Annotated in this window: 11 protein-coding genes; 3 read left to right on the top strand and 8 right to left on the bottom strand. The window is 61.9% G+C overall.

Features of this window, described 5'->3' with window-relative positions; translation table 11 throughout:
• Window positions 1-34 precede the first annotated feature (34 nt).
• Entirely contained in the window at window positions 35-2,410 is a 2,376-nt protein-coding gene (locus BSG19_RS13915; RefSeq protein WP_092988633.1) for a glycoside hydrolase family 3 N-terminal domain-containing protein, read from the bottom strand.
• A 309-nt stretch (window positions 2,411-2,719) separates the two neighbouring features.
• Between BSG19_RS13915 and BSG19_RS13920 the strand changes: the two genes are divergently transcribed.
• Complete coding sequence (locus tag BSG19_RS13920; RefSeq protein WP_092988634.1) at window positions 2,720-2,959, top strand: DUF6894 family protein; 240 nt, start codon at window positions 2,720-2,722, stop codon at window positions 2,957-2,959.
• A gap of 255 nt (window positions 2,960-3,214) precedes the next feature.
• Window positions 3,215-3,685: a PaaI family thioesterase gene (locus tag BSG19_RS13925; protein WP_092988635.1), complete on the top strand. Its 471-nt coding sequence runs from the start codon at window positions 3,215-3,217 to the stop codon at window positions 3,683-3,685.
• A gap of 443 nt (window positions 3,686-4,128) precedes the next feature.
• Here the strand turns inward: BSG19_RS13925 and BSG19_RS13930 are convergent, their stop codons facing one another.
• The 7 genes from BSG19_RS13930 to BSG19_RS13960 form a co-directional block, all read right to left on the bottom strand.
• Complete coding sequence (locus tag BSG19_RS13930; protein WP_092989068.1) at window positions 4,129-4,632, bottom strand: YciE/YciF ferroxidase family protein; 504 nt, start codon at window positions 4,630-4,632, stop codon at window positions 4,129-4,131.
• 97 nt (window positions 4,633-4,729) lie between these two features.
• Window positions 4,730-6,013 (bottom strand): ABC transporter permease, encoded by a 1,284-nt coding sequence (locus BSG19_RS13935; protein WP_092988636.1) that lies wholly within the window; start codon window positions 6,011-6,013, stop codon window positions 4,730-4,732.
• Window positions 6,010-6,693, bottom strand: a complete 684-nt coding sequence (locus BSG19_RS13940) for an ABC transporter ATP-binding protein (RefSeq protein WP_092988637.1) — start codon at window positions 6,691-6,693, stop codon at window positions 6,010-6,012. Before BSG19_RS13940 ends, BSG19_RS13935 begins: the two co-directional genes overlap by 4 nt.
• 4 nt (window positions 6,694-6,697) lie before the next feature.
• Window positions 6,698-7,159 (bottom strand): hypothetical protein, encoded by a 462-nt coding sequence (locus BSG19_RS13945; RefSeq protein ID WP_092988638.1) that lies wholly within the window; start codon window positions 7,157-7,159, stop codon window positions 6,698-6,700.
• A 49-nt stretch (window positions 7,160-7,208) separates the two neighbouring features.
• Window positions 7,209-8,975, bottom strand: a complete 1,767-nt coding sequence (locus BSG19_RS13950) for an alkaline phosphatase (RefSeq protein ID WP_092988639.1) — start codon at window positions 8,973-8,975, stop codon at window positions 7,209-7,211.
• 162 nt (window positions 8,976-9,137) lie between these two features.
• A complete protein-coding gene (locus BSG19_RS13955; RefSeq protein WP_092988640.1) occupies window positions 9,138-10,286 on the bottom strand; it encodes an AAA family ATPase in 1,149 nt (382 codons plus the stop codon).
• An 86-nt stretch (window positions 10,287-10,372) separates the two neighbouring features.
• Window positions 10,373-11,095, bottom strand: a complete 723-nt coding sequence (locus BSG19_RS13960) for a TetR/AcrR family transcriptional regulator (RefSeq protein WP_092988641.1) — start codon at window positions 11,093-11,095, stop codon at window positions 10,373-10,375.
• Between the two features lie 370 nt (window positions 11,096-11,465).
• Here BSG19_RS13960 and BSG19_RS13965 point away from each other — a divergent pair, with 370 nt between their 5' ends.
• Window positions 11,466-12,032 (top strand): TRAP transporter small permease, encoded by a 567-nt coding sequence (locus BSG19_RS13965; protein WP_092988642.1) that lies wholly within the window; start codon window positions 11,466-11,468, stop codon window positions 12,030-12,032.

Consider the following 12,032-nt stretch of genomic DNA (forward strand, 5'->3'; position numbering starts at 1 on the left):
GTCCTGCCTCGAAACTTCGCCCGTCAACCCGACCTCAGGGATGACTGACGCAGGCGCGACTGACCATCTTCCAGTCACCTTCGATCCGGCGCACCGGGCCCACGACCTCGATCTGACTGCGCAGGTGGATGGCCGCGCTGGAAGACCCGACCATCAACTCGAACATGCCCGGCTCGACGATGCGGACACCCTCCGGCCCCGTGAAGGACAGCATGTCCGTGGGAATGCGGAAGCAAACGCAGGCACTTTCGCCCGGCTCCAGATGCACACGGCGGAACGCCTTCAACTCCTTGATGGGGCGAACGACCGATGACACGAGATCACGAACGTAGAGCTGCGGGATCTCGGTTCCCTCCCGCTGACCTGCATTGCGCAGTGTAAAGCAAACACCGATGCTGCCGCCGTCGCTCTGAATCTTCGTCCGGTCGAGCGTGATGTCCTCGTAGACGAAGTCGGTATAGGCGAGACCGTGGCCGAATGGATAGCGGCTGCCGAAATGCCGAGCCACCGGCGTGCCCGCGCTCTTGAACTTGTGGTTATAAAAGTAAGGTGCCGCTCCGCCGCTGCGCGGAACGGATACGGTAAGACGGCCCGAAGGCTCAATGGCGCCAGTGAGCACGTCTGCAAGAGCCGATCCACCCTCCTGACCGCCAAAGAAGGCCATGACCTGCGCGGCGACACGGTCTTCCAGCCCGCCGAGCGTATAGGGCCGGCCCGAGGTGATAACGACGACGACGGGGGTTCCGGTCGCGACGATCGCTTCCAGCAAGGCCTGCTGAACGCCGGGCAGCGCCAGCGTATCGGTGTCCGAACCTTCGCCAACGGTGCCCGTCTGGAAGATCCCGGAGAGATCGCCAACACAGACGATCGCCACGTCGGCTTTCCGCGCAGCCTCGACGGCCGCGGGAATGAGGTCGAGGCGTGTCGAGACAGGCGAGGTCTGCGACAGCGTCGTCATATCGGGAACATCACCGGGAAACACCGGCGCGCCGGACTGCCGGGTCTCCAGAATATGGCAACCCTTGGCGTAGCGGATGCGCTCCTTGCCGAAGCGCGCCTCGAAGGCGGCACGCGGCGTAACCACCGTCGCTGCGGCATCGGTGAGATCACTGACGATCAGGTGCACGGGGAAAGAATAGTCGCCGAGAAGAGCCAGCGGATCGTCGGCCGTCGGGCCGATCAGAGCAATGGTCTTACCCTCGGCCAGAGGAAGAACGCCATCGTTCGACAGGATGACAACCGACTGCTCGGCCACGCGCCGCGCCACGTCGATAGCCTCCGGCGTCTGCAGCGCAATGGCACCCTCATCCGCATATGGCTTTTCAAAGAGGCCGAGACGCATCTTTTCGGTCAAAATGCGCTGCACGATCGCATCGATCGTGTCGATGCTCATCAGTCCGCGCGAAAGAGCATCCTTCACATGGGCGGCACAATCGTCACCCGGAAGCTCGACGTCAAGGCCGGCATTGAAGGCGAGCGCTGCCGCCTCCGCCGCATCCGCCGCAACGCCGTGATGCTTGTAGAGAAGGCTGACGCCGATATAGTCCGCGACGACAAGACCATCGAAACCCCAATCCTTGCGCAGCACCTTCGTCAGCAGATGATGCGAAGCGTGGCACGGCTCCCCGTCGATGTCGTGATAGGCGGGCATGACCGAGCCGGCATCCGCGAGCCGCACCGCCATCTCGAACGGCAACAGGAACGTGTCGTTCAACTCCCGCCAGCCAAGATTGACCGGCGCATGGTTGCGCCCGCCTTCCGAGAGGGAGTGCCCGGCATAGTGCTTCAGCGTCGCCAGAAAGTCGCGGTCGGGACCTTGCAGGCCCCGAACATAGCGAGAAGCCATGAGCCCGACGAGATACGGGTCCTCGCCAAACGTCTCCTCCGTGCGGCCCCAGCGCGCATCTCGGGCGACGTCGAGTACGGGCGCGAGCCCCTGCCGACAGCCGATCGAGCGGGCCTCCTGACCGATGACCTTGCCGACCTCTTCGATCAGGTCGGGATCGAAGGTCGCTCCGAAGGCCAGCGAGGATGGGAAGAGAGTGCCACCTTGCGCCATGATGCCGGACAGGCATTCTTCGTGCGAAATGACAGGAATTCCGAGCCGTGTTTCCTCAACGAGGAATTTCTGCAACCTGTTCAGAGCACGAACGCCGGAAGCAGCATCGACCGGGCGGCTGCCGAGAGGCCTTGTAATCTGCCCGAGACCGAAAGACAGCTTCTCCTTCAGCTGACCCGCATCGTCTGCGCCGGTGAATTCGTCGCTGCGCACCGCGTGGCGGCCGTCTTCCGAGAGCAACAGCCAGAAGGCGTGCATTTGCGCGATCTTCTCTTCGATGCTCATACGGCCAAGAAGATCGGCAACGCGGCCCTCGATCGGCTGCGCAGAATTCTTGTAGATTTCAGTCATGATTACAGGTCCGGAATTCGAGGTGACGGCGCAGCGTCATGTATCGCATCCGTTATCTTTAGCTATCATTCACGTCAAGCCGCCGCATCGGCTAACTGAAATCGTAACAGAAACTTACTTTCTACACATCTTACCTCCCCAAAAATTGGGTTGTACTATAACAATATGAGATTTTTTGTGCCTATAGCCGAAGATTTCCGCCATTACCGGAACCCCCGCCAGAAAACGGGATGCCGCCGTGCCGTTAACCGTGGGGTTTCCGCAGGAACCTTGGCTTGCCCTGACAAGTTCTTCGAGCACGGAGTGCAAATGACGGAATTCTATTTCAACATCGTCACCGCGGCAGGCACGATCCTTGATGACGAGGGCACAGACCTCCGCGATCTGGACATCGCGCAAACGCAAGCTGTGAAGGATGTACGCGCCTTGATGAGCGACGCTATTCTCGGTGGCAGGGATATCTCCGGCCGGGTCGTAGAGATCTGCGATTCCTCGGGCGAGGTCCTCCGCACAGTTCCGTTCATGGATACCTTTACGCGAGAATCCTGAACCCTTCGCTTCATTCGCCATTTGCGGTCGCATCGTTTGACAAGGCGCAACCGCGCGCCAAGCCAAGTACCTTGTTTTATGACAACCGTCATATTAAAGTCCTTGCACCTTTAGGAGGAGGTGAATCAACGGCCCGCACCCGGATCCCGTCAGCGACGGCGCTGAACCACGCTTGGCCTGGCATGCTGCGGCTTTGACGGTTCGCTGGTCCTTCCGGAACCGCTCGGACACTCTCATCGACAGACAGGGAAAAGCATGGACGTCCTCAGGAATAATGAAGCTGGCCTTACAGGTCTCGCCCAGTTGCAGGCCATGCTGGCCAGCAACAGCCCGCCGCCGATCAATGAAACGATGCGGTTCACCCTCATCGAGATCGAGGAAGGCCGGGCGGTGTTCGAGGGCAATCCCGATCGTAGCGTCTACAACCCGATAGGGTCGGTGCATGGCGGCTATGCCGCGACGCTTCTCGACAGTGCATGCGGCTGCGCGGTCCATTCGAAGCTGACGGCAGAACAAGGCTATACGACGCTGGAACTCAAAGTCGCCTATCACCGCCCGCTGACCGAGACGAGCGGTCCCGTCCGCGCGGAAGGCCGCATTCTCTCGATCGGCCGGCGCGCGGCTTTCGCCGAGGCAACGCTGACGGATCGCGATGGCCGCCTTTGCGCCAGCGCGACATCAACCTTGCTTGTCTTTCCTCTCGAACGATCAGCTGTAACCGCCTGACGGCGACCGCCCATCTTTGAAAACCGGAAACATCTGCCCTGAGCCGGACCACCATTGCCGAGACCCTGCGCCTTTCCGGCCCGTCGGGTGATGCTATCGAAATGGTCTTCATGGGCAACGTGGTTGAGGCCGGCAAGGGATTGCGCTTGAAATGATCTGATCCAGCCGGCGTAAAGGCATGCAGTAGCGCGTAAAGTTCCCGTGCCGTGCGATACCGGACGATCTCGGAACGCTCGGGAACTGCGCCATGGCCACCCGATTGGGGTGCCATGCAACGCACCCTGATGATACGCGCCAAGCGCGGCGTGATGCTCGATGTGGAGGGCCCTGAAGTTCGTTCTGTGCATCTTGTTCTTGCCAACACCTGCGAATGAGCGCGACCCCCGCTCGATCAGAAGGCTCCGGAGAGATCCGGAGCCTTCTCTTTTTCAGCGCTTCGTTGCTCAGGCAGCGTTCTGTTTCGCGCCCTTGGGATTCGCGGAGGCCTCGCCAAGCTGCGTCAGGAGCTGATCCGTTTCCATTTCTTCCTGAAGGTTCGCATCAATCAGCGCTACGGCTTCATCCATACCAAGCTGACGAGCCCAGCTCTTCAGGGTGCCGTACCGCGCGATCTCGTAATGCTCCACGGCCTGTGCGGAGGAGATAAGACCTGCGTCGAGGGCAACGGAGCCTTTGTATTCCTCCATGATTTCCTCGCCTTCGGCGATGATGCCCTGAATAGCTTCGCAGGTTTTGCCGCGGGCGGGCTTGCCGATCAACTCGAACACCTGCTGAAGGCGCTCGATCTGGCCTTCGGTCTGGTCGCGGTGCTTGAGGAAGGCCTGTTTGCCTTCTTCAGACTGCGCGGCGCGCGCCATTTTCGGAAGGGTTCTCAGGATCTGCTTCTCGGCGAAATAGATATCCTTCAGCGTGTCGAAAAACAGGTTGTCGAGTGTCTTTTCAGCCATGATATGCTCCTTGCCGTGGCGGATGGATCGCGCCACTAACTGCCGTTTCATGTCATGGTTCCCGTTATACGGCGGGAGAAACGCCTTGCCGCAGGTCTCAGCCCTTCAAGGCTGCGGCGGGCGACTGGCGATAAGCGAGCATGGCCGGTACGATCGCAAGGACAGCGGCAAAGGCCGAAACAGCCGCTGCGAAGACGAGGTCTCCCCGAGCGAAAGCTACAGGCATCGTGAAGCCGTTCTGCCGCGAGACGATGCCGCCGATGATGTCCGACACAAGGTAGCCAAGGCCGAAGCCGAGGAAAATGCCGGCAAGGCTGATCGTGAAGAGGTGCAGCCAGACGATCCGGAACACGACCGTGCGAGATGCACCGAAGGCGCGCAGTGCGCCGATCTGGCGCCGACGCTGCCCGACATGCATGATCGTGACGAGGAGAAGAGCGGCAGCGATGAGAACCTGCGTGCCGACGGCCACTGCCATCAACAGAATTTTGGCATCTCCGAGCGTTGCATAGAGCCGCGTCAGCACTTCACCGGGAAAAACCGCGAGGGTCGTGCCGCTGCGATATTCCTGACGAAGCTTGTAGGCGTCGGCAATCGTCTTCGGCTTGACAAGGACGGCAGGCACTGCGGCCGCATGTTCCGCCCAGTCTTCGTCGATAGGAGCTGCGGCATCGGCACTATGTTCGTGCTCGCCGCCCTCATGGCCAGCCTCCTCGTGGCCAGCCTCCTCGTGGCCAGCCTCCTCGTGGCCAGTTTCCTCATGGCCGGCTTCCTCATGCCCCATCCCATGCAGCTCCCACACCGCCTGGATAGGAACCAGGATCGCCCGATCCCATGGCGTGCCGGTCTGCTTCATCCGGCCGACGACAGCATAGGCAAGCCCTGTATGGGTATGGCCGCCCTCTTCCGCGGTTCCGTGCATGGGCTTGATCACAGCACCCATGGAAAGATCGACCGCCGAACCGATGACCGCATCTCCCTCCTGCCGGAAGCCTGCACCCTCCTCCAGTTGCGGTGAAAGATGCGTCACGAGGGCGGTCGATGTGCCCACCAGCGGATAGCCCGCGAAAGAGTCCCCGAAGCCGATGGGGGCGGCGAAGGCGACGCGCGGATCGGCTGCCAGACGCTGAAACGCAGCGGCTTCCATCAGCGGCAGGGGCGCTGCCTGAAGAAACACGGACGACAGGACCAGTTGTGTTTCGCTGCCCGCCGCTCCGACCACCAGATCGAACGCGTTGGCTGCGCGGGCGCTGCCGAGCCGCAGGGCGCGCTCCTGTAACGTTACGGAGACGGCGAGCGCCACAGCGAAGGCGACCAGCAGCAGGATGGCGATCGTCCCGCCCTTGTGACGGCGGATGTCTGCGAGGATGAAACCGATCATATCGCAGCCGCCTTGCTGTCACGGGAGATCTGGCCACGTTCGAGCGTGATCCGTCGAGGCAGGCGCGAAATGAGGGCCGGATCGTGCGACACCACAATCAGTGTCGCTCCGGCAGCGCCCGCGAGACCGATCAGCAGATCGGCAATGATGTGTCCGCTTTCCTCATCGAGGCTGGCCGTCGGTTCGTCTGCAATGACAATGCCCGGCTCGCGCACGAGTGCACGGGCGATGGCAACACGCTGCATCTCGCCGCGCGACATCGTCTCGACCGGCTGGCCGGGCCGTTCAAGCCCCGTTCCCGCCAGGAGATCTCGGCCCCGACGCTTGACGGCGGAAGATGCCGCCGAGGCAAGCCGCGCCGGGAGCAGGACATTGTCGAGCGCCGACAATCCGGGGAAAAGATGGAAATCCTGCATGACGAGACCGACATGCTCGGCCCGCCACCGGTCGCGCCGATGCTCGGCAAGACGCACGAGATCGGTTCCGCCCCAGTCGATAACGCCTTCGCCGACGTGCTCGAGACCGGAGACGACATTGACGAAGGTGCTCTTGCCCGACCCGGAGGCTCCGGTTACCGCCACGCTCTCTCCGGCTGCAACCTGCAAGGCGGGAACCGAGAGCACGGGTGAGGCAAGCCCGGCATAGGAGACGGCAATATCCTTGAGCGTAAGCGACAGCATCCGCTCAGACCGACCAGTAGCGCGCATTGCGAAGGCGAAGGCGGCTGACGAAACCCGTCTCCGGGTCCGTCCACGTGCCGACCTCCAGCGTTCCCGACACGGATATCCGCGTTCCCGGCTGGACGAAGGTCTGCGCCTGATCGAGATAGACCACGACGATATTATCGGGCCAATCGGAGTCAGACGAGCAGAAGGGGCAGATCGACATCGGGATCTCGGTCAGCACGAAGAACGCCGCCTCGGCCTTCAAAGGCGGCGCCATGAAGCCGCTCATTGTCACGCCCTTCCCGTTCAGCGCTTTCACTGTATCGGAGAAGGTGAGGCCCAGCACACCGACGCTGCCGTAGAGATCGTCGAAGCCGATCTCCGGGTCAGCGGCGAAAGCCAGCGGCGGAAGGACCGCCGCTGGCACGGACGCGATGAAGCCAAGAAACGTGCGACGGCGCAGGGCCTCGGTTTTCGTCATGTCGTTTCCTCAAGCGCCACCGTGCAACGGCACGGCGGGCTGCTCATTTCTACTTTGCAGAGATCTTGTCCGGGGAGCCGAGTGCAAGACTGTCGGCGAGCACACGGTAGATGTCGCTTTCTTCCATATAGCCCTTGAACTCTTCCGAACCGGGACCGGTTGCCTGAAGCACGACGTCATCCACAGCATGCACGGCGCTCTCGGATGCCTTCGGCAGGTTGCCTTCGCGCAGAACAGCGCCGGGGACGTCCTTGTAGGCCGGGTTCGCGACATATTCCTTCTTCTCGTTTTGTACGGTCGGCTCGAACGGGCCTTCAAGCTTCGGACGGAACGTCTCGTAGTAATCCGGGAAGTTGCTGGAGAAGACGGCAAGGCGGCGTGTCGGATCGACCTTGTCGGGATAGCCGTCACCATCCTTGTCTTCGTAGTTCGGGAAGCCGGCATCGGCATAAATACCGACCTTCTCTCGCATCTCGGTGCCCGGCTTCTCGTCGTCTATCGTGCCGATCACGGAAACGCCGTGGGTATGGTCGCCGGTGACGACGATCAGCGTGTCGGGGTTCTTGGCAGCGAAGTCGCGCGCGACGCCGACGGCCTTGTCGAATTCGATCGTCTCATACAGCGCCCGGTCCCAGTCCATCGGGTGGGACATCTTGTCGATCGAAGCGCCCTCGACCATCAGGAAGAAGCCATCCTCGTTTTTCGACAGCTGCGTCAGCGCGGCATTGGTCATGTCGACCAGGCCCGGCTGGTTCGGGAACTTGGAGACCGTACCCTTCTTCAGGATGTTCCGATCCAGAATCGAGTCCATGTTGCCGGTATGGAACAGGCCGAGCAGCTTGGCCGCATTGGTGCCGGACGAGGCTTCCAGTTCGCTCTTGTCGGTCGCCAGCGCATAGCCTGCATCCTTGAACAGCTGGATGTAGTCCTTGTCGTCCTTGCGCTTGGAGCCCGGCGTCGCCTGCGGCAGGAAGTAGGCGGAGCCGCCGCCGAGGATGACGTCCGGCTGCACCTTGTAGAACATGCCGACAATGTCGGCCTTGTCGGCGCGCTTGCGGGTGTGGGCAACGACGGCTGCCGGCGTGGCATCCTCGATCTCGGCGGTGGATACGACACCGATCGCCTTCTTCGTGGTGCGCCGCAACGCTTCCGCAATGGTCTCGACCTTGGGATCATCAAGGCTCGCCGGCGTACGGTCGGCATAGACGCCGAGCGCGTTGACGGCCGTCTTGTGGCCCGTCATGTAGGCCGACATGGTGTTGGCGCTGTCGGTCGCGATCGCGTCCGTGGCCGAGGTTCCGACGAACGCCATGTGATCGAGGTCGTCCATGGCCAGACGACCGTTGGCCTTGCCCTCCGTCATGCCCTTGGACATGATACGAGCGCCGGTGCGGTGCGCAACGGAGAGGCCATCGCCGAGCAGGAAAATGACATTCTTTGCCTTCGGCTGCGCGGTGGTTTCGTACACCTCCCACGTCACGGACTTCGTTTCACCGCCTGCGGTCACGTCGACCTTGTAGCTGCCGGCCTTGAGGATGCGCGCGCCGCGCAGGATCAGGGCGGAGCCGAGAACCTTGTCGTCCTTGCCCTTTTCCTCGGCAACGAACTCTGCAGCGGAACCGAGCGCCGCTGCATAATCCTCACCATTGACGGTGACCTTCACATCCTCGGCTTTTACCACGCCGGGCAATTCGATCTTGAAGTCGAACGGCGAGCCGGCGAGGATCGTCGCACGGGATAGCGGGTAGACGGTTGTGGCCTGGGCAGCGCCCGCAAGGATGGTCGTCGCAACAAGCGCAGCAAGAAGAGTCCGCATGAAAAACCTCGTTCGGGTAGGGAGGAGACTGTCTGCGGGAGGCATACCCGTCCTGTGTGACGGTTGGATGATGGTCATCACGCTGGTTGCAAAATAACGACGCCTTGCCGCGTCGGCTGTGACACCGCACCGCACCCACCAAGGCAGCGGTTCGAGCAGGTGCTACGCCTCGTCCTCCTCCTCGTATTCTTCGATAACGCCGGTGAGCCGCATGCCCTCGATCCACGTCGCGCCGTCCTTGCGGATGACGCGTTTCGGCCGGGCTCCGCAGCGCTCGGAAACGGCGGCGGCCAGCGCTTCGGAATGTGTGACGATCCAGATCTGGCTGGTGGCGGCGGCCGTCGCGATGAGATCGGCAAGGGGCGGCAGCATATCGGGGTGAAGGCTCGCCTCCGGCTCGTTGAGCGCGATCAGCGGCGGCTGGCGGTATGACATCAGCGCGGCCGCAAGGGCAAGGAATCGAATCTGCCCGTCGGAAAGTTCGCGCGGCTGGAAAATACGTTGCGGAAAGTCCGGGAAGATCAGGCCGAATTCTGCGAATTCCGCGGGCTCCGGCACGTGAAGCCTCGCGCCGCCAAGGGCCGCGGCAACCGCCCGGTCGAGTTCGACCGTCTCGCCACGGGTGTGCACCAGCGTCGCAAAGACAGCCGCCAGGTTGCCGCCGTCCTCGTCCAGAAGTGGTGCCGTGACGGCAAGGCAGGGTTGACGAAGCGCCGCATTCCGATCCGTGCGAAAGCCATGGAAGAAACGCCAGCCTTCGACCATTCGGCGAAATGTCCCCACTTCTGGGTAATGTCCCGCATCGCCGAGCATCGCGATCGCCGTCTCCGAGGTCATTGCCGGCTGCGGATACTCCTCCATCCGTCCACGCTCTCCGCGCACCATCACGCCCGGCCCGGCCCGTTTCATCATCGTCACGGGTCGCGCGCCAGTCTCGACCGAAAGCATCTCCTCTTTCACCTGAGGCTCGAAGGCAAAGCCTGCCGCGGCCTTGGGCGGGCGTAATCCCGCCTCGACCCGGTAGTGGAAGGTCACCGCCCGCTCCTCGTCCAGCACTTCGACTTCGAGCTTGATGCGGACATTCTTTTCGACACGTCGGGGCCCGGACCAGAGCGCGGACGCCATGCCACCCTCCGCCGCGATCTCGTAGGCGAGCGATCCCTTCACGGCAGCCTGCACGAGTTGCAGGGCGCGATAGAGGTTGGACTTTCCCACGCCATTTTCGCCGATGAACACATTGATGCCGCCCAGATCCATGCGGATCGAGCGCAGCGAACGATAGTTCCGGGCGGACATGGAGCGCAGCATCATGCCCGGTATTTACACCCGGGACGATGTTCCATGAAAGCACCCGTACGACTGAAAACGCATGATACCGTCGCGAAGGCGGGGTTCGGTCAGGCTTCTTCCGGCTCATTCCCGCCAGGTTGCGGGTCTTTCAGCAGCGCTATCACCGCGTCCTGCAGCAACACGCGATGACGGCTGCGCATGGTAGCTTCGCCGAGGTCCCGGCCGAAGATATGGCCGAACGTATGGCGATTGGAGATGCGGAAGAAGCAGAAGGACGAGATCAGCATATGCAAGTCGATCGGATCGACCTCGCGGCGGAAGACCCCGGTTTCCTGTCCACGACGAAGGATCGCGGCGATCGTGTCGATGATCGATACGTTGAGACGTCCAAGGCTGGAGGACTGGCGCATGTGGCTGGCGCGGTGAATGTTCTCGATTGTCACGAGGCGGATGAAATCCGGGTTGGCCTCGTCGTAATCGAACGTAAAGCCGATCAGCCGGCGCATGGCCTCGACAGGATCGCCGTCCGCCAGCCGCAGTTCCGCCTCCACCTTTCGAATGCCGGTATAAGCGTGCTCAAGCACGGCAAGGTACAGACCTTCCTTCGAACCGAAATGGTAGTAGATCATTCGCTTGGACGTTCGCGTCCGCTCGGCGATCGCATCGACGCGGGCGCCGGAAAGGCCGTTCGCGGCAAATTCCTCGCGCGCGACGAGCAGGATATCGTCGCGCGTCTTCGTCGTGCGGTCCTGCTGTTTCACGCGGCGCCGGCCCGGCAGTCCGTCAGCGTCCAGATCCTCCGGCTCGTCAAAACGTTCTGTGTCGGCCATTTTCCTCAACACCCTCCCACATGCCGCAGGACACGACCGATCGCAAAGACCGGCGCAACCATTCTGCATGTTCCAACCATCGGGTCATTCACCGATCTTTCCAGATCACACAATTTTTCGCGTTGACTAAACGAACCGGTTCGTACACTTTTAGCCGAAGATGCTCTTGCCGGAAAGAGGCTGAGAGTTCCCTCGCCATCGACGCGACGCGCCGTTTGGTGAGAGAGGCACGATGGTAGAGAAAAGACTGTGGGCCATCTTGAACGGGCTACAGGACATCGCGGCGATGTTTTAGGATCTGGAGGGATCCCGCATCGACGGACGGGAGCAGATGATCGGCGGGACGTGCCGGTCGCATGGGAGGACTATCATGAGACGGGTCGTCGATCTGTATTTCGCGTTCCTGCGCGTTTCCATCGCGCTGCTTCTCGCAGCGATGGTCATCCTCGTTTTTACAAATGTCGTTCTGCGATACGCCTTGAACAGCGGCCTGACGATCTCGGAAGAGATGTCGCGGCTGGCTTTCGTCTGGCTCATTTTCCTCGGCGCAGCCGTAGCGTTGCGCGAACATGCCCATATCGGCATCGATACGATGATCCGCGCCTTGCCGCCGACACTCGCCAAGGCCTGCGTTCTCCTCGGCTATCTTCTGATGCTGCTCGCCTGCGTGCTGCTGCTTCAAGGCGCATGGACACAGTCGGTGCTGACATGGGGCGCGGTCACGCCGGCGGCCGGTATCTCCATGGCCTGGTTCATGATCCCCGCCGTCATCTTCTCGCTGACGGCTCTGCTGCATCTCGGTTCGGAAACGCTTGCCATCCTCACCGGTCGGCTGGATGTTTCCAACATCGCTCTGGTGCAGGAATCCGAGGATCTGCCGCCGCCGACCAGTTCGCCGGCGCCGCCGCTTCCTGCCGCATCCGGGTTCGGTCGCTGA

Origin of the sequence: Rhizobium sp. NFR03 (assembly GCF_900111275.1) — a bacterium.
GTDB lineage: Bacteria > Pseudomonadota > Alphaproteobacteria > Rhizobiales > Rhizobiaceae > Ferranicluibacter.

Coding starts and splice junctions, on each gene's coding strand:
- BSG19_RS13915 (WP_092988633.1), bottom strand. CDS start 2,410: ATGACTGAAATCTACAAGAATTCTGCGCAGCCGATCGAGGGCCGCGTT.
- BSG19_RS13920 (WP_092988634.1), top strand. CDS start 2,720: ATGACGGAATTCTATTTCAACATCGTCACCGCGGCAGGCACGATCCTT.
- BSG19_RS13925 (WP_092988635.1), top strand. CDS start 3,215: ATGGACGTCCTCAGGAATAATGAAGCTGGCCTTACAGGTCTCGCCCAG.
- BSG19_RS13930 (WP_092989068.1), bottom strand. CDS start 4,632: ATGGCTGAAAAGACACTCGACAACCTGTTTTTCGACACGCTGAAGGAT.
- BSG19_RS13935 (WP_092988636.1), bottom strand. CDS start 6,013: ATGATCGGTTTCATCCTCGCAGACATCCGCCGTCACAAGGGCGGGACG.
- BSG19_RS13940 (WP_092988637.1), bottom strand. CDS start 6,693: ATGCTGTCGCTTACGCTCAAGGATATTGCCGTCTCCTATGCCGGGCTT.
- BSG19_RS13945 (WP_092988638.1), bottom strand. CDS start 7,159: ATGACGAAAACCGAGGCCCTGCGCCGTCGCACGTTTCTTGGCTTCATC.
- BSG19_RS13950 (WP_092988639.1), bottom strand. CDS start 8,975: ATGCGGACTCTTCTTGCTGCGCTTGTTGCGACGACCATCCTTGCGGGC.
- BSG19_RS13955 (WP_092988640.1), bottom strand. CDS start 10,286: ATGATGCTGCGCTCCATGTCCGCCCGGAACTATCGTTCGCTGCGCTCG.
- BSG19_RS13960 (WP_092988641.1), bottom strand. CDS start 11,095: ATGGCCGACACAGAACGTTTTGACGAGCCGGAGGATCTGGACGCTGAC.
- BSG19_RS13965 (WP_092988642.1), top strand. CDS start 11,466: ATGAGACGGGTCGTCGATCTGTATTTCGCGTTCCTGCGCGTTTCCATC.